Consider the following 17,214-nt stretch of genomic DNA (forward strand, 5'->3'; position numbering starts at 1 on the left):
TCGAACCGGAAATTCTGCGTGCTAGGAAAGGGAGGGCTAGGATGTCGACAGAGTTCCTACTGACGTCTCTGATCGTTGTGCTTTTACCGGGCACCGGCGTGATCTATACGCTTGCGGTTGGGTTGGGGCGTGGCTTTTGGGCCAGTTTTGCGGCGGCGATTGGCTGTACCATAGGGATCGTACCTGCTGCGCTGGCCAGTATCGTCGGTCTTGCGGCCCTGCTGCATACCAGCGCGCTGGCCTTTCTGGTGCTAAAATACCTTGGGGTGCTGTATCTGTTTTACATGGCCTGGGGGATCGTCCGGCAAGGCGGAGCATTGGATGTACAGAGCCAGAAACCCGCAAAAGGGTATGTGAAGATTGCAATCACGGGCACCTTGATCAATGTGTTGAACCCCAAGCTATCTTTGTTCTTTCTGGCCTTTCTGCCGCAATTCATTCCCGCCGGTACAGGTGCCGCCGAAGCAGAGCTGATCAAGTTGGCCTTGTCCTTCATGGCCATGACCTTTGTCGTCTTTGTTGGCTATGGCGCTTTCGCTGCGGTGGCACGCGACTATGTGATCCAGCGGCCCACTGTCATGGCTTGGGTCAGGCGCTGTTTCGCCGGGGCCTTTGGGGCATTGGGTGCAAAGCTGGCGCTGGCCGACTGACCCCAATACCAGCAGAGCGATTGGCCCGGTTCTGGACCGGGCCAAGGCATATCAGAAAGTGGTTGCCAGCCGCGTGCCCTGATTGATGGCCCGTTTGGCGTCCAATTCGGCTGCAACATCCGCGCCGCCGATCACATGAGGGGTGATGCCACGTTCGATCAACGTATCCGCCAGGCTGCGGTCCGAGATCTGGCCCGAGCACAGAACAATCGTATCCACCGCAATTACTGTCGGGTTCTCGCGTGCTTCGCCGAAACTCACATGCAGCCCGTCATCGTCGATCCGCTCATAATTCACGCCACCGACGAAATTGACGTTTTTCATCTTCAGCGTTGCGCGATGAATCCAGCCGGTGGTCTTGCCCAACCCTTTGCCATGGGCTTGCGCCTTGCGCTGCAGCAAAGTCACCTGGCGCGCGGGGGCGGCAGGTTGTGGCCCTTCAGGTGCCAGCCCCGAGCGATGCTCGGCCGGGTCGGTAACGCCCCATTCCTTCATCCAGGCAGGCAAGTCGGTGGTGATGCTGTGGCCTTCTTCCAGCAGGAATTCGGACACGTCAAAGCCAATCCCACCTGCTCCGATCACGGCCACTGATTTGCCAACCGGGGTCTTGTGGCGCAGGACGTCGATATAATCGACGACATTGTCTCGGTCCTGACCAGGGATTTTCGGATCACGCGGAACGACACCGGTGGCAATTACCACCTCGTCATAACCAGTCAGATCGTCGGCGCCCACTTCGCGCTCAAGCACTACCTTAATGCCCAAATCGGCAATCATGGTGCGGTACCATTCGACCAGACCCCAGAATTCTTCTTTGCCCGGAACCTGCTTGGCCATGTTCAACTGGCCGCCGATCTCACGGGCACGGTCAAAAATGGTCACGTCATGGCCACGCTGCGCGGCGGTCATTGCGGTGGACAGGCCTGCCGGGCCCGCCCCTACGATGGCGATTTTCTTCACGCTGTCGGCCTGTGTGATCACCAGTTCGGTTTCGTGACAAGCGCGCGGGTTTACCAGGCACGAGGTCAGTTTGCCCTGGAATGTGTGATCCAGACAGGCCTGGTTGCAAGCGATGCAGGGTGCAATCGTCGCCGCCTCAGCAGCGATGGCTTTGTTAACGAAATCCGCATCTGCCAGCATCGGGCGGGCCAGCGAGACCATGTCGGCGCACCCCGTGGCAAGAACTTCTTCGGCGACCTCCGGCGTGTTAATCCGGTTTGACGTAATGACCGGGATCGAGACCTTGCCCATCAGCTTTTTGGTCACCCAAGCAAAGGCCGCGCGCGGAACGCTGGTGGCAATGGTGGGAATCCGCGCCTCGTGCCAGCCGATGCCGGTGTTGATGATCGTGGCGCCGGCCTGTTCGATCCGCTGCGCCAGTTCCACAACCTCATCATGAGTAGATCCGTTGGGAACCAGGTCAATCATCGACAAGCGGTAGATGATGATGAATTCCGTGCCGACGGCCTCGCGCGTGCGGCGCACGACCTCGATCGGCAGGCGCATCCGGTTCTCGTAAGAGCCACCCCAACGGTCCTCGCGCTTGTTGGTGTGAGTCACCAGAAACTGGTTGAGGAAATACCCTTCGGACCCCATGATCTCGACCCCGTCATAGCCCGCTTTCTGGGCCAGGACCGCGGCGTTCACGATATCGCTGATCTGTTTCTCGATACCCTCTTCGTCCAGCTCGGTCGGCGGGAAAGGAGAGATCGGAGATTTCACTGGGCTGGGTGCGACACATTTCGGCCCGTAGGCATAGCGCCCCGCATGCAGGATCTGCATCGCGATCTTGCCACCGGCCTCATGCACCCGTTGGGTGACGATTGAGTGGTTTGCCACTTCTTTGTCGTTGGTCATCATTGATGCCCCCGGCAGTACCGAACCTTCAAGATTTGGTCCAATCCCTCCAGTCACCATCAGCGCCACGCCACCGCGCGCGCGGTCGGCATAGAACTCGGCCACCCGATTCCAATCGCCGGTCTCCTCAAGCCCGGTATGCATCGAGCCCATCAGCACGCGGTTCTTCAGCGTGGTAAAGCCCAGATCCAGCGGGGCCAGCATGTTTGGGTATGCAGTCATCCAGAACTCTCCCTTATAGAATTTGGCTGCCAGATTGACCTTCGCGTCATCTTTGTCACGCGAAACCTAACGTCATACCCTTTGCCTTGGGCCCGCTGCTTGTTACAGACGCTCCAAAGCATGTTTACGAGGCCGCGTATGACCCCCGAAGAGATTGCCAAACTGCCCTACCGCCCTTGCGTCGGGCTGATGTTGATGAATGCCGAGGGTAAGATATTCGTCGGCCAGCGCAACGACCGCCACAAGGACGCCTGGCAGATGCCTCAGGGTGGTGTGGACCAGGGTGAAGACCCGCGCGATGCAGCGCTGCGCGAGCTGTGGGAAGAAACCGGCGTCACGGCAGATCTGGTCGAGATCATCGCCGAGACCGAGGGGTGGTTGCCCTATGATCTGCCGCATGACATCGTGCCGAAGATCTGGAGAGGTCGGTATCGGGGTCAAGAGCAGAAATGGTATCTGATGCGGTTCTCTGGCCGCGACGATCAGATCGACATTCAGACTGAGCATCCCGAATTCACTCGCTGGAAATGGCAGAAACCGGGCCAGCTGGTTGCCGAAATCGTGCCGTTCAAACGCGACGTGTATGAACACGTGGTTGCAGCGTTTTCGGATCACCTGAACTGACATGATCCCACAGACCTATCCCAGTCCGGACCCATGCCACCGCCGCGCCGATCTGGTCGTGCATCTTATCGGTCTGGCGTTGATTTTGACCGCTGGCGGAGCGCTGATCCGCAAATCGTACCTGATGCTCGACAGCGGGCTTGTTCTTGCGGTTCTGGTTTATGTAGCCTGTGCGTTGGGTTCTAATCTGGCCTCGTGTTTTTATCACTTTTCCCGCTGGCACCAGCGTCGGCAGCTGCTGCGACGCATAGACCATGCCGCAATCTATTCCAGTATCTGCGGCACCTTCACACCTTTTTTCCTGCTGGCCGGTACCGGCTGGACCATGACTTTGCTCTGGTTGTGCTGGGGGCTGACTGTGGTGGCCATCTGGAACAAGATCGCCAACAAGACGGTCAAGTCCCGATGGTCAACAGCATCCTATCTGGGTCTGGGCGCGCTGGGGCTGTGCGCCATACCCGATCTGAAAGATGTCCCCGTTTCAGTCCTGTGGTGCATTCTGGCCGGGGCGGCAAGCTACGTGATCGGCACAGTCTTTTATGCCCGCAAGACACTGCCTTTCCGCTATGCGATTTGGCACACTTGGGTCAATCTTGGCGGCATATTCATGTTCGTAGGCGTCTGGATCGCCCTGTTCGTGCAGAGATAACCGTGAGGGGAGGGGCTCTGCCCCCTCCCACATACTATAGGCCAGTCCTGATCCGATTAAAGCAAGCCGCCCTGCTTGAGCAAATCGATCATATCCGCCTTGGGGCGCGGGCCGATATGGCTGATCACCTCACGGGCGCAGACATTGCCCATCTTGGCGCAGGTCTCATAGTCGCGCCCGGTGGCCATGCCAAACAGGAACCCGGCTGCGAATTGGTCGCCTGCGCCGGTGGCGTCGACGGGAACGATTTTTTCCACCGGAATGTCAAAGCGCTGACCTTCATTCAGCACAGTTACCCCGTCGCCTGACCGGGTGCAGACCACCAGAGGGCAGATATCGGCGGTTTTCGCCAGTGCATCCTCAAGATCGTTGGTTTCGAACAGGGATTTGATCTCGGCCTCGTTGCCGATCACAAAATCCAGTTCATTTTCGATCAGCAGCAGGAAATCGACCCGGTGCCGTTCAACACAGAACGGGTCAGAAATGGCGATCCCGGCCTTGCCGCCGCCCTTGTGGCAATCCCGTGCGGCCTGAAGGAACGCAGCTTTGCCTTTTTCCTTGTCGAACAAATAGCCTTCAAGGAACATGATCTGGCTGTTACCCGCGACCTCGGCTGACACATCCGCCGAGGAAAGCTCCGAGGAAATCCCCAGATAGGTGTTCATCGACCGTTCACCGTCGGGTGAGACAAAAATCATCGAGCGCGAGGTCGGAAGCTCTCCACCCGGTACGGGCGGGTTCACGAAATCCACACCGTCCTCGTGCATCGCCTCTGCGTAGAATCGTCCCAACGCATCATCATGTACGCGTCCGATAAAGGCTGCGCTCAGTCCCAGTGCGCCGGCACCGGCAATCGTGTTCGCAACGGATCCGCCCGGCGTTTGCACGCGGCCTTCCATAGCGGCGTAAAGAAGTTCACCTCGCTCCTGTTCTATCAGCTGCATGATGCCCTTCTCGATGCCCATCAGTTCCAGAAAACTGTCATCGGCCTGAGAGATCACGTCCACAACGGCGTTTCCAATACCGGTGAGCTGGTAGGTTTTCATAGGTTCTTGTCCTCGAATTGGCAGAGATCGCGGATGATACAGGTTCCGCACATAGGTTTGCGTGCTTTGCAGTGATACCGGCCATGCAAGATAAGCCAGTGATGTGCGTGCAGTTGGAAGTCGGTCGGGATGTTATCTTCGATTGCGCGTTCAACCGCATCCACATGTTTTCCCGGACAGATGCCTGTTCGGTTTCCGACACGGAAAATATGCGTATCCACGGCCTGCGCCGGATAGCGCCACCACATGTTCAACACCACATTGGCGGTCTTACGCCCGACGCCCGGCAGCGATTGCAACGCGGCGCGGGAATTGGGAACTTCGCCGTCATACTCTTCGACCAGAATACGGCTGAGCTTGATGACGTTCTTTGCCTTTTGGCGGAATAGACCGATGGTTTTGATATGCTCGATCAGGCCATCTTCGCCCAGGTCCAGCATCTTTTGCGGGGTGTCGGCGGTTTTGAAAAGGGCGCGCGTAGCCTTGTTGACGCCGACATCGGTGGCCTGTGCAGACAGCGCCACCGCTACGACCAGAGTATAGACATTCACATGCTCTAGCTCACCCTCAGGTTCCGGGTCAGTCTGCTGAAAGCGGGTAAAAATCTCTCGGATAGTGTGGTAATCAAGTTGCTTGGCCATGCGGCGACGTATGCACGTATTGCGGCGCAGGGCAAGCCGATGGCTCGGGTAACCACACAAGCAAGAATCTGCTTAGCGGATAGCTGTGGGTTTTGGATTACGTAGGGTAAGCCTGATTCGTGCTATTCTTGCCATGCGCAGCCTAATTTTATTTCAGCGCATTTTTCCCGCATTGGCGGATATTTTATTTAATTATTGAAAGGTTGATCCATGGCGAACCCAGATCTTGCCGCAAAACTGCAGTCCCGTTATCGGTCTGTTGAGCTGGCCCATCAAGGCGACGAAGACCTCGGCCCCCTGAAATTACTGCCCGGAGTTTGGAAGAACGGCGACAGCACGCGCGGACGTGGCTGGAACATGATCGCGCTTCCGTTTGCGACCGAGCCTGGCAGCCGTCTCAACTACCGTCTGCTGGTTAATCAATTCGAGGAAACGCTTCAATTCACGACCGTTGACAAAGCGGTTCCAAACCGCGGGATTGAGCGTCCGAACCCGGCCTCAGGAGACCCGACCATTAACACCGATCAGTTTGTGGTCACGCTGGATTATCAGCAGTCCATCGCGCAGCTCTCGGCTGAAGATCGCCCCGACAGCGGACTGGCGGGACCTGCCGATCTGGCCATCCATCACGAGCCCGGTCTGTTCCTGCATATGACCAATCTGACCACAAACAATCTGAACGTTGCACGTTTGGGAACGGTGCCACATGGCGACTCGTTGTTAGGTCTTGGAGAAGCGAGCGAGATCGATGGACCGCCAACGATTCCGGTGGTGGACGGGCTGCCCGAAGGGGCCACAAAGGACCTGAACAGCGGATATCTTTCGCCCTACAAACATTATCACGATAATCCGTTCAACGGCGTTGTGACCGCCCCGGGGTTCCCAGGCTTCGACCCTGTGCATCCGCATCTGTTGCTGGCAGCTGGAATACCGAACAATGTGAAAAAAACCACGATATTGCCGTTCAACACCGCGCTTGAGGATGCTGGGATCGTCAACATTCCGTTTGTTGTCAAACAAGCCAACGCGGCGGTGATGGATTCGATCTTTTGGATCATGGAACTGGACGAGCCGGGAATTGGCGGTGAACCCAAGCTGCTGATGATGTATCTGCAGAATGTCGGTCTGGATTTCTTCCCACGCTTTGACGGGAAGCCCGGTCTGATCCGCTGGCCGCATGTCAGCATCAACGTCATGGAAAAGGTTGCACCCCCGGAAGAGGCGGCACCCTATACCGTTATCCCGCAGGTCTGAGGGCAGATAGCGCAAGAATCGGGTCGCACTCTGGTCGGTAACAGGCCATCTTCTGTCTATCGAAGGAGTGCGACCATGAATGTCCAGACCCCAGAAAGCGGCTATCATTATAATGTCATGCGCCGGGCGATTGACCTGATTGATCAGGGTGGAGAGGCCCTGAGTCTTGAGGAACTGGCAAAGCAGATGGATATGAGCCCCGCGCATTTCCAGCGCCTGTTCTCACGTTGGACCGGGGTATCGCCCAAGCGGTATCAGCAATATCTGACGCTGGGCCATGCCAAGGCGTTGCTGCGCGAGCGGTTCACGACACTGGAAACCGCTCTGAATGTGGGCCTGTCCGGCAGCGGTCGCCTGCATGATCTGTTCCTGAAATGGGAATCCATGAGCCCCGGCGAATACGCCCGTAGGGGTGCCGGTTTGACCATCTATTGGGGATGGTTTGAATGTCCTTTTGGTCCTGCTTTGGTGATGGGCACCGACAAGGGCATCTGCGGAATGGCCTTTGGGGCCGAAAGCGGCGAAGAAAATGCCATGGCGGATATGTTGTCGCGTTGGCCCAATGCAAATTTCGTCGAGGACCCGATGCGCCTGCGGCCCTGGGCGCTCAGTGCATTTGGCGCGGTGAGCGACCGATTGGAACCAACGCCTCTGTATTTGATTGGCTCGCCCCTACAGATCAAAGTGTGGGAAGCGCTGATGCATATCCCTTCGGGGCAGGTCACAACCTATTCCGAGATCGCGCAACGGGTGGGATCACCGCAAGCTGTGCGCGCCGTCGGGACGGCCGTGGGTCGAAACCCGGTCAGTTGGCTGATCCCTTGCCACCGCGCGCTGCGAAAATCCGGGGGGCTGGGTGGGTATCATTGGGGCCTGCCGGTGAAACGCGCCATGCTGGCCTATGAGGCGGCACAAGCAGACGCTTGATTTCTGATCAGAAAAAGCCATACGGATCGTCGAACAAAGTGATAAACCTTTGCTGAGGTTGCAGGACACCAAAGCGATGATCCAGAAATTTGCCCTGTGGTCGATCCCGATTTCCATCGCGGTTCTGGCCTTGAAACTGTTGGCCTGGTGGTTGACGGGATCGGTCGCCTTGTTGTCCGATGCGATGGAATCCGTGGTCAATGTGGTCGCGGCCTTGCTGGCGTTCTTTGCGGTTTCGATCGGCGGCAAACCTCCTGACGATAATCACCCCTTTGGGCACAAGAAAGCCGAATACCTGTCTGCTGTTGTCGAAGGTGTGCTGATCGTGCTGGCGGCGCTTCTAATCCTGCGAGAGGCCGTTGCCGCGCTGTCATCGTCGCATCTGGACCAGGCCCCGCTGACCGGGGTGGCAATCAATGTGCTGGCAACCGCTTTGAACGGTGCCTGGGCCTATATGTTGCTGCGGGTCGGGCGGCAGTACGCCTCTCCGGCGCTTGAGGCCAGCGCAAAGCATATCTTTACCGATGTGTTCACCTCGGTGGGCGTTGTCATCGGATTGGTGTTGGCCCTTGCCACCGGCTGGCTGATCCTGGACCCGATCCTGGCCATTCTGGTCGCCCTGAACATTCTGTGGGAGGGATGGAAGGTCATTCGCAAGTCGATTGACGGTCTGATGGACGTGTCCCTTACTGATCCCGAACTGGATGAGGTGCGGAGCATCATCGATGCAAATCTGGGCCGGGCGCTGGAATATCACGACCTGCGGGGCCGTCGATCCGCCAGCATGATCTTTGTCGAGTTCCATCTGGTCGTTGACGGTGGCATGAGCGTGGCGACGGCCCATGATATCTGTGACGATATCGAAGACGCTTTGACCGATCAGTTCCCCGGATCGGTTTTTGTGATTCATCTCGAGCCGGATTCAGAGTCTAAAGGGCCCGGCGCAGATAGCGCACGGGCCCCGAAAACAGGTTAGACGGCAGGTGGGTTACTCGGCAGCCCAGCCGCCGACGGCCTTGACCTCAAGGAAATCCTCCAGCCCCCAGACGCCGCCTTCGCGCCCGTTGCCGGATTGTTTCATGCCGCCGAACGGGGAACCCGCGCTGCGGGATTTGCCATTCATCTCGACCATACCCGACCGCAAAGCGCGGGCCATGCGGTTGGCACGGACGTTATCCTGCGTCTGGACATAGTTGGTCAGCCCATAAGGTGTGTCATTGGCGATTTCGATGGCCTCTTCCTCGGTATCGAAGGGGATCATGGTCAGAACCGGTCCAAAGATCTCTTCGCGGGCGACGGTCATCTGGTTGTTGACGTCGGCAAAGACCGTGGGCCGCACGTAATAGCCCTTGTTCAGCCCTTCAGGCCTGCCAGTGCCACCAGCGACAAGGCGCGCGCCTTCGTCGATACCCTTTTGGATCAGGTCCTGAATCTTGCCCCATTGCAGCTCGTTCACAACCGGGCCGATATGGCGGCCTTCTTCCATCGCCGGGCCAACGGTGACACCTTTGGCAACCTCAGCTGCGGTTTCCACCGCCGCGTCATAGATGGGACGCTGAACCAGCATCCGGCTAGGGGCGTTACAGCTTTGACCGGTGTTGTTCATCATGTGCAGCACGCCACGTTTGACGGCCTTTTCATCCGCATCGGCAAAGACCACGTTTGCACCCTTGCCACCCAGTTCCAAATGCACCTTCTTCAGCGTATCGGCTGCGGCTTTGGAAATCGCCGTGCCCGCGCGGGTGGATCCCGTAAAGCTGACCATATCCACATCGGGGTGCGTGGACAGCTGAGACCCGACGCCAACCCCGTCACCGTTGACAAGGTTGAAGACACCGGGCGGGAATCCGGCCTCATCCATCAGCTCAGCAAAGATCATCGCGTTCAGCGGGCTTTGCTCCGAGGGTTTCAGAACCATTGTGCAGCCCGCAATCGCAGCCGCACCGACCTTCAGCGTGACCTGGTTCATTGGCCAATTCCACGGTGTGATCAGGGCGGCGACACCGACGGCCTCATAGATGATCTGGTCGTTGGGAGCGTGATCGCCCAGCGGCCGCTCGAAAGGAAACGCTTTGGCAGCGCGGATGAAATTTGCCAGGTGCCAACTTCCTGCTCCGACTTGCTGGCTACGCGCCATGTCGATCGGGGCGCCCATCTCCAACGACATTGCCTGGGCTAGATCCTCGGACCGTTCGGCATAAAGCGCGATCAGCTTTTCGACCATCGCGATGCGGGTTTCCGCCGGGGTTTCCATCCAGCCGGGCAACGCCGCCTTGGCCGCTGCAACAGCCGCGTCCGTATCGGCCTGATCGCCAAGCGAAATCACGGCACATGGTTCTTCGGTCGAGGGGTTGATGACCTGAAAATCATGCGTAACCGATGGGGCAACCCACTGACCGTTGATGTAAAAATTGCGTTTCTCGATCATGGTGCATCCTCCTGACCATGCGACGGGGATTCTTGGTTCGGCGCCACTGTGTCAGGCCTTCAGGAAACCGGCAAGCGCGATTTGATCAAATGGAATTTTGAGGTCTGGCCTAGGGCTAAAGTGACTTGCTGACTGTTTAACATCGGCGCAAAGTGATTAGGTTCTGGACAACCGACTCGGTTTTGTAATTAGCAAAGGAGATGCTTCATGGGTTTGCGCATCAACGACACCGTTCCCAATTTCACTGCAGAAACGGATCAGGGCACCATTCAGTTCCACGACTGGATTGGGGATAGCTGGGCCATTCTGTTCTCGCACCCCAAGGATTTCACTCCTGTCTGCACCACCGAGTTTTCGGCCGTCGCGCAGCTAAGCGATGAGTGGGCCGCGCGCAACACCAAGGTCCTGGGCGTTTCGGTTGACGGCGTCGAAGATCACAAGAAGTGGAAAAAGGATATCGAGGCCTATGGCAACGCGCATCCCGGTTTTCCAATCATTGCCGATGATGGTCTGGCCGTTTCAAAGGCCTTCGACATGCTGCCCGCCGAGGCCTATTTGCCGGACGGGCGTACCCCGGCCGACAGCGCGACCGTGCGGTCGGTCTTTATCATCGGGCCGGATAAGCAACTGAAGCTGTCGATGACCTATCCTATGACTGTGGGACGTAACTTTGCCGAGATTCTGCGTGCACTGGACGGGTTGCAGATGTCGTCGAAAGGCGTGGCTACGCCGGCGAACTGGGTGCCTGGCGAAGACGTAATCATTCCGCCTGCTGTCTCAAACGACGACGCCAAAGCAAAGTTTGGCGAGTTCGAGACCATCTTTCCCTATCTGCGCAAGACCAAGGCGCCGTCGTAAGACGGCCCAGGTCAGGGGGGCTGTCTGCCCCCCATCGCGCTTCGTGGCCCGATTCCCCCCGGAAGGTATTTTCAGCCAGATGAAGCAGGCGGGCGCTGCGGGTGCAGGTGCAGCTTGGCGCGGTAGGCTGCGCGCTTGAACTCTCGGGTTAATTTGTCTGACAGGGGCGGTTTTGTCTGAATGGTCGAGCCGCCGATTTCCTGTGCCACTTCCTGATTTCCGCTGCCTTGCAAGGCGTGAACCGGCTGGTCTGTCAGCCAGTGCATCTGCAAGAAGGTATCGACAGGGCGGTCGATTTGGTCGGTGGTCGCCAAAAGGCGTTCGGCGGCGTTTTTCCCCACCATCTGACATACGCATTGCAGGCCGATCACCTTGGGTAGGATCAGCCGCAGGCCATCTTGTTCTGCCAGGACCTGTGCCGGTACTTCGCGCTGTTTTACGGGGATGCGGATATAGTGATCGGGGGTGGCGATTGAGGCCAGCAACCCAAGCGCCTGTTCCATTCGCGCCCGATCTATGCGCAGGTCATCCTCGGTGATGATGGCCAGGTCGATATCGTCCTCGACCAGCTTGCGCCAGATGCGTCGATGGCTTTCGAACACGCCGATTTCTGCGGGTCGCAAGGGGAATGGGTAATGCGGGCGGTGCAGATTTCCGGAATGCAGTTCGACACCGGAAATCTGGTCAGGGTCGCGGCCATTTACGGCCTCAAACAGTTCAGCATTGGGCAGGGCCGCGCAGAGCTGATCAGCATTGGGACGGCGCGCGGTGCTCGAGGACATATGGATGACAAAGGATCGCATACCCCGTGCATAGAACACCGCGTCAGGCGGGGAAAGAGCAACCGTGGATCAAGCCTGGCTCTGGTCGGCGGGTTCTGACGACGAGGACGTGTTGACCAGGGGTTCGGACAAAAGCTCTTCGACAAAAAAGCTGAGCAGTTGGAGCCGCCCTGAGACACCCGCCTTGCGGTAAATCGCAGCGCTTTGTGCCTTGATAGTCCCTTCTTTCGTCTGTCTCAGCTCGGCGATTTCTGCGATCGACAAACCCTTGATGGACAATATTGCGACATCGCGTTCCGCATTGCTGAGCTGCCACTGCGTGAATTGATTTTCGATGACCTGCGAAAACGCGCCCTGCGCCACGCCCAGTTGACGCTGCATGTCCTGCACGCGCAAGCTCTGAGCCCGGATCAGGGTGATTGTCGCCACCAAACCACCGATCAGAGCAAGGGACAGGAACAATTCGAACTGGTGCAAATGCCGAAACCCGGCAGTTTCGCCACCAAACCAATCGAGCGCTGCATCGGTTAGGAAAAAGGTGGCGCAGACAGCCTGCACCACCAGAAGGAGCCAGAGTAAAGACGTCTGTGAAATCTTCATAGCGCTCCTTTAAGATTGTCTGGTCAGTCGTCGTCCTCTTCAAGCTCGATCGCGGTGACAACGCCATCGGTCTTGTTCAGGACCAGTTCAGTTTCCACGCCATCCTTGACGAGTTCAACCTCGATCTCGCCATCTTCGAATTCGATCTCTTCGATCTGGTATCCCTGCGCCTCGAGAGTGGTGCGGATATCGGTCTCGGTGGTGCCCAGCTTGTCCCCGACTGTCACGTTGGCAAAAGCCAGCACCGGGGCGGTCGCGATCAGTCCGGTCAGAGTCAGCATTTTGAAGGTCTCCATTTCGCATCTCCTAGATTTGTTGCGTCGATGTAGAAGACGTGGGTTCGCCTTGCCGGTGGTGCGATTGGATTTCGGTTGAATTGGGCGGAATTGGTCCAAGGTTTATGCTGACTGAACAAAAAAAGACCCCGGACAAAGCCGGGGTCTTTCGAGAAATCAGAGGGGCGAGCAGATTATTCTGCGCCTTCCTCTTTCTTTTCTTTCTTCTCAGGTGCGATCTCTTCGCCGGTTTCCTGATCGACGATTTTCATCGACAGGCGCACCTTGCCGCGGTCGTCAAAGCCCAGCAGCTTGACCTTCACTTCCTGGCCTTCCTTCAGAACATCCGACGGATGGTTCAGGCGACGGTTTTCGATCTGGGACACATGGACCAGACCGTCGCGCTTGCCAAAGAAGTTCACGAAAGCACCAAAGTCGACGATCTTGACCACTTTACCGGTGTAGATCTGGCCTTCTTCGGGTTCGGCAACGATCGAATGGATCATCTCGTATGCCTTCTTGATCGATTCACCATCGGGCGAGGCGATCTTGATCACGCCATCGTCGTTGATGTCGACCTTGGCACCCGAAACTTCGACGATTTCGCGGATGACCTTGCCGCCGGAACCGATCACTTCACGGATCTTGTCGGTCGGGATGTTCATGGTTTCGATGCGCGGTGCGTGGACCGAGAAATCATTGGTCTCGGACAGGGCTTTGCCCATCTCGCCCAGGATGTGCATCCGGCCGTCCTTGGCTTGCGCCAGGGCTTTCTCCATGATCTCGGGCGTGATGCCCGCAACCTTGATGTCCATCTGCAGAGAGGTGATGCCGTTTTCGGTACCCGCAACCTTGAAGTCCATGTCGCCCAGGTGGTCTTCGTCACCCAGAATGTCCGACAGGATCGCGTAATCGCCGTCATCTTCCAGGATCAGACCCATGGCAACACCGGCAACCGGTGCTTTCAGCGGAACGCCCGCATCCATCATCGACAGCGAACCGCCGCAAACAGACGCCATCGAGCTTGATCCGTTGGATTCGGTGATCTCGGACACGATGCGGATCGTGTAGGGGAAATCGGTTGCCGCAGGCAGAACCGCCTGCAACGCGCGCCATGCCAGTTTGCCGTGACCAATCTCACGACGTCCCGGAGGGCCCACGCGACCCGCTTCACCAACCGAATAAGGAGGGAAGTTGTAATGCAGCAGGAAGTTCGATTTGAAGTTGCCGTGCAGGGCGTCGATGAACTGCTCATCATCACCGGTGCCCAGCGTGGTTACAGCCAGCGCCTGTGTTTCACCACGGGTGAACAGGGCCGAGCCGTGTGTCCGCGGCAGCATCGAGGTTTCTGCAACGATCGAACGGATATCGGTGGTCGAACGACCGTCGATCCGCTTGCCGCCTTTGACGACGTCGCCGCGCAGGATGCCTGCTTCCAGCTTTTTCATCGCCGAGCCAAGGTTCGCGTCTTCCAGCTGTTCCTCGGTGAGGGCTTCCTTGATTGCGTCGCGGGCAGCGGAAACAGCGGCAGTGCGCTCTTGCTTGTCGGTGATCGCGAAGGCTGCGCGCATCTGCTCTTCACCTGCGGCCTTAACGGCAGCGGACAGCTCAGAATAATCGGGCGCCTGGAAATCAAACGGCTCTTTTGCCGCGTCTTCGGCCAGTGAAATGATCAGGTCGATCACCGGCTGAATCTGCTCGTGTGCGAATTTGACCGCACCCAGCATCTCGGTCTCGGACAGCTCGTAGGCTTCCGATTCAACCATCATCACGGCGTCTTTGGTGCCGGCAACAACCAGATCCAGACGCTGTTCAGGGTTCAGGCGCAGGTCCTGCATGTCGTCTACGGTCGGGTTCAGGATGTATTCGCCATCCTCGAAACCAACGCGGCAACCAGCAATCGGGCCTCTGAACGGTGCGCCGGAAATGGTCAGCGCGGCAGAGGCTGCGATCATCGCCACCATGTCAGGGTCGTTGACCAGATCGTGGCTCAGCACGGTGCACATCACCAGAACTTCGTTTTTGAAGCCGTCAACAAACAGCGGGCGGATCGGCCGGTCGATCAGACGCGCGGTCAGCGTCTCTTTTTCAGTCGGGCGCGCCTCGCGCTTGAAAAAGCCACCCGGAACTTTACCGGCGGCATAATATTTCTCTTGGTAGTGGACGGTCAGCGGGAAAAAGTCCTGACCGGGTTTTTGCTTCCGCGCAAAGGTCACGTTTGCCATCACGCTGGTCTCGCCCAGCGTGGCAATCACACTGCCGTCCGCCTGACGGGCAACCTTGCCGGTTTCCAGTGTCAGCGTCTCTTCGCCCCACTGAATTGATTTCTTTGTTACATCAAACATTTGCGTATCCTAGAAGGGAGCACTCCCGCCCCTGCGGGTCTCCCGTTTGCGTGGCGGCCCCATTGCCGCCGACCCCACTTTATCTTCCATTCGAGTGCCGGAGTCAGAGCACAACGTCTCAGATGGACCGCCCATACAGCAGTTTGGGGGCTTTGGAAAGGCAGGAGTTCCGAGGAAGAGTAAGGGTATAAAGGGCGCATGCCCGATCCATCGAGGATCGGGCATGCGCTGCGATCCTACAGGATCGCGTGGGCCAGGATCATGACGATACCACAGCCCAGCGCATAGCCGGTGTCGACCGCAATGGCGAAGCCGCTTTTTTGCGCCCATGTCCCGACCGAGGCTGTCTGCGCCGCCACCGCAAGGATCGCAAGCAGGGCGACGCCCAGGCTATTGGTGGTCTCGGTCACCGCGATTACCGCAGCCAGCAGGATCAGGAACACGATCTGTGTGGCCATCGCGCCCAGTGGCGGGGTTTCGGGCGGCGTCGGGTCGATGCGGGTGCCCTCGGCCCAGCGTTTCTGAAAGCCCATAGGGCCGTAGACCAGCCAGCCCAACAAAAAGGCAGCGACCACCCCTGCACCGAGGGCCAGCCAGTTGATCATAGTGCCGTCTCCAGCGCCGCAAGGATAGCGGACCAGCCGCCCTCGTGATTGTCCCGGTTTTCCTGCGAGGGAAAGCGGATGTGGTGCAGCCGCAGCTCGGTACCCTTTTCGGTGGGTGTGAAATCCAGTGTGACCGTGGAATCGTCTTGGCTGTAGGGCGAATTCCAGGTGAATTGCAGCCGGTTGGGGCGGTCGATGATCTTGTATTCGCCCTCATGCGGCAAATCGCCAGCCTCGGGCGCGCGCATGATGATTTTGAACCGGCCGCCGACCTTGGCGTCGGAATGCGCTTCGGGCACGGTCATGCCCGGTGCCGGCAGCATGAATTTTGCCAGCATCTCGGGGTTGAGCCAGGCATCAAACACCTTTTCGGGTGGATGTGGAATGGCGCGCGTTATTTCAAGTGACAGGTCCGTCATCTTCTGGGTCCTCCAAAGCAGTTTCCAAGGCGTCCAGCCGAAGCGCCCAAATCGAACGCAACCCGGCAAACCAAGAATCAACGGCTGATAAAGGAGCCATCTGAACCTCGATCAGATGTTCGCGCCATTCGGTCCGGCGCTGCACCAGCTCGGCGTTTTCCAGCACCTTGATGTGCTTGGAGACCGAGTTGAGGCTCATATCGAATTGCCGCGCAATGTCCGTCACCCGCAATGGTCCCTGCTGCGCAAGCATCGTCAGAATAGCGCGGCGGGTCGGGTCGGACGCGGCCTTCAATATTGCATTGAGGTCATATCGACTCTCTCGTTCAACCATTTGGATGAATTACAACCTTATTCTGCTTCAGTCAACCATTTGGGTGAATAACATGTTGAAACCCTGATTGACCAGTCGCCAAATGCACCCTGTTGGATAAGGGTTTGGCCCTGATCGGTACCGATGTGGCCGATTGCAGTCTGAATCAGGTAAACTTTGGGGAGGACTTGTGTGGCTAACGATGTTGGTGGAGCCACTGATTACGGGTGAGATCGGACCGTATTGACCCCGTCTCCAGCTTAAAGAAAAAGATCCATTCTATTATGATCGTGCAGAAAGCGGTTTTCATATATCCGGGATCAAAGCGGGTCTGGGCCTATTGCAACGAATCTTCTTTGCTACGCGGTTGGGGAGACCCCAATTCTTCTTCTTTCAGTATGCCGCGGAGGATTGCGGCAGTTTCCACCTCGGACATTCTTTTTACGATGCCATCTGTGCCAGAGACCATAGTTGACTTTTTTTCTGATTTAGGAGCCTGGGAAAGGTTTGCTGCAAAAACGCGGTTCAAAACTGATTTCAGAGGCATTGTTTAACTCCAGTAAAATAGTCGTCAGACACTGTCGCTGCGGGCCAGTCCGAACCACGAGGGTGGGAGGGCTCAAAGACCGATTGCCGTGAGTGTGTACCCGCAGCGACAGGCGGCATTTAGGAACCGACCGATCCTGTGCAAAGGGGGAAGATAATGGCCTTTCGCGTCA

Annotated in this window: 19 protein-coding genes; 7 read left to right on the top strand and 12 right to left on the bottom strand. The window is 57.6% G+C overall.

Features of this window, described 5'->3' with window-relative positions:
- Positions 1-41 precede the first annotated feature (41 nt).
- Positions 42-650, top strand: a complete 609-nt coding sequence (locus FN806_RS18780) for a LysE family translocator (protein ID WP_142639979.1) — start codon at positions 42-44, stop codon at positions 648-650.
- A gap of 51 nt (positions 651-701) precedes the next feature.
- Here the strand turns inward: FN806_RS18780 and FN806_RS18785 are convergent, their stop codons facing one another.
- Positions 702-2,729, bottom strand: a complete 2,028-nt coding sequence (locus tag FN806_RS18785; RefSeq protein ID WP_142639981.1) for an NADPH-dependent 2,4-dienoyl-CoA reductase — start codon at positions 2,727-2,729, stop codon at positions 702-704.
- A 138-nt stretch (positions 2,730-2,867) separates the two neighbouring features.
- Here FN806_RS18785 and FN806_RS18790 point away from each other — a divergent pair, with 138 nt between their 5' ends.
- Together FN806_RS18790 and trhA are read left to right on the top strand one after the other, a co-directional pair.
- Complete coding sequence (locus tag FN806_RS18790) at positions 2,868-3,353, top strand: RNA pyrophosphohydrolase (RefSeq protein ID WP_142639983.1); 486 nt, start codon at positions 2,868-2,870, stop codon at positions 3,351-3,353.
- 1 nt (position 3,354) lies between these two features.
- Positions 3,355-4,002 carry a PAQR family membrane homeostasis protein TrhA gene (gene trhA / locus FN806_RS18795; RefSeq protein WP_142639985.1) on the top strand — a complete coding sequence of 216 codons (648 nt, stop codon included), beginning with the start codon at positions 3,355-3,357 and terminating at the stop codon, positions 4,000-4,002.
- A 56-nt stretch (positions 4,003-4,058) separates the two neighbouring features.
- Here the strand turns inward: trhA and FN806_RS18800 are convergent, their stop codons facing one another.
- Positions 4,059-5,048, bottom strand: coding sequence for an adenosine kinase (locus FN806_RS18800; RefSeq protein ID WP_142639987.1), 990 nt, complete (start codon positions 5,046-5,048; stop codon positions 4,059-4,061).
- Positions 5,045-5,689, bottom strand: coding sequence for an endonuclease III (nth, locus tag FN806_RS18805; RefSeq protein ID WP_142639989.1), 645 nt, complete (start codon positions 5,687-5,689; stop codon positions 5,045-5,047). The genes FN806_RS18800 and nth overlap by 4 nt, the downstream gene beginning before the upstream one ends.
- Positions 5,690-5,899: 210 nt before the next feature.
- On the opposite strand from nth, the gene FN806_RS18810 reads away from it, so the two are divergent.
- The 3 genes from FN806_RS18810 to FN806_RS18820 all read left to right on the top strand — a co-directional run bounded on the left by FN806_RS18810 (position 5,900) and on the right by FN806_RS18820 (position 8,846).
- Positions 5,900-6,943 (top strand): heme-binding protein, encoded by a 1,044-nt coding sequence (locus tag FN806_RS18810; protein WP_142639991.1) that lies wholly within the window; start codon positions 5,900-5,902, stop codon positions 6,941-6,943.
- Between the two features lie 75 nt (positions 6,944-7,018).
- Positions 7,019-7,870, top strand: coding sequence for a bifunctional helix-turn-helix domain-containing protein/methylated-DNA--[protein]-cysteine S-methyltransferase (locus FN806_RS18815; RefSeq protein WP_142639992.1), 852 nt, complete (start codon positions 7,019-7,021; stop codon positions 7,868-7,870).
- Between the two features lie 76 nt (positions 7,871-7,946).
- Positions 7,947-8,846: a cation diffusion facilitator family transporter gene (locus FN806_RS18820; protein WP_142639994.1), complete on the top strand. Its 900-nt coding sequence runs from the start codon at positions 7,947-7,949 to the stop codon at positions 8,844-8,846.
- A 12-nt stretch (positions 8,847-8,858) separates the two neighbouring features.
- Here FN806_RS18820 and FN806_RS18825 read toward each other — a convergent pair whose 3' ends face one another.
- Positions 8,859-10,298, bottom strand: coding sequence for an aldehyde dehydrogenase family protein (locus tag FN806_RS18825; protein ID WP_142639996.1), 1,440 nt, complete (start codon positions 10,296-10,298; stop codon positions 8,859-8,861).
- Between the two features lie 207 nt (positions 10,299-10,505).
- On the opposite strand from FN806_RS18825, the gene FN806_RS18830 reads away from it, so the two are divergent.
- Positions 10,506-11,156, top strand: a complete 651-nt coding sequence (locus FN806_RS18830) for a peroxiredoxin (RefSeq protein ID WP_142639998.1) — start codon at positions 10,506-10,508, stop codon at positions 11,154-11,156.
- A gap of 71 nt (positions 11,157-11,227) precedes the next feature.
- Here the strand turns inward: FN806_RS18830 and FN806_RS18835 are convergent, their stop codons facing one another.
- The 8 genes from FN806_RS18835 to FN806_RS18870 form a co-directional block, all read right to left on the bottom strand.
- On the bottom strand, positions 11,228-11,959 hold the full coding sequence (locus tag FN806_RS18835; RefSeq protein ID WP_142640000.1) for a glycosyltransferase family 25 protein: 732 nt from the start codon (positions 11,957-11,959) through the stop codon (positions 11,228-11,230).
- A 48-nt stretch (positions 11,960-12,007) separates the two neighbouring features.
- Positions 12,008-12,538 carry a helix-turn-helix transcriptional regulator gene (locus tag FN806_RS18840; protein WP_142640002.1) on the bottom strand — a complete coding sequence of 177 codons (531 nt, stop codon included), beginning with the start codon at positions 12,536-12,538 and terminating at the stop codon, positions 12,008-12,010.
- A 23-nt stretch (positions 12,539-12,561) separates the two neighbouring features.
- Positions 12,562-12,834, bottom strand: a complete 273-nt coding sequence (locus tag FN806_RS18845; RefSeq protein WP_142640003.1) for a PepSY domain-containing protein — start codon at positions 12,832-12,834, stop codon at positions 12,562-12,564.
- 173 nt (positions 12,835-13,007) lie between these two features.
- Complete coding sequence (pnp, locus tag FN806_RS18850; protein ID WP_142640005.1) at positions 13,008-15,158, bottom strand: polyribonucleotide nucleotidyltransferase; 2,151 nt, start codon at positions 15,156-15,158, stop codon at positions 13,008-13,010.
- A gap of 236 nt (positions 15,159-15,394) precedes the next feature.
- Positions 15,395-15,763, bottom strand: coding sequence for a DUF1761 family protein (locus FN806_RS18855; protein WP_142640007.1), 369 nt, complete (start codon positions 15,761-15,763; stop codon positions 15,395-15,397).
- Entirely contained in the window at positions 15,760-16,182 is a 423-nt protein-coding gene (locus FN806_RS18860) for an SRPBCC family protein (RefSeq protein ID WP_142640009.1), read from the bottom strand. The genes FN806_RS18855 and FN806_RS18860 overlap by 4 nt, the downstream gene beginning before the upstream one ends.
- Complete coding sequence (locus FN806_RS18865; protein WP_142640011.1) at positions 16,163-16,516, bottom strand: ArsR/SmtB family transcription factor; 354 nt, start codon at positions 16,514-16,516, stop codon at positions 16,163-16,165. Before FN806_RS18865 ends, FN806_RS18860 begins: the two co-directional genes overlap by 20 nt.
- A gap of 316 nt (positions 16,517-16,832) precedes the next feature.
- On the bottom strand, positions 16,833-17,042 hold the full coding sequence (locus FN806_RS18870; protein WP_142640013.1) for a hypothetical protein: 210 nt from the start codon (positions 17,040-17,042) through the stop codon (positions 16,833-16,835).
- Positions 17,043-17,214: the final 172 nt, after the last annotated feature.

It is taken from the genome of Ruegeria faecimaris, from assembly GCF_900182615.1.
Classification (GTDB): domain Bacteria; phylum Pseudomonadota; class Alphaproteobacteria; order Rhodobacterales; family Rhodobacteraceae; genus Ruegeria; species Ruegeria faecimaris.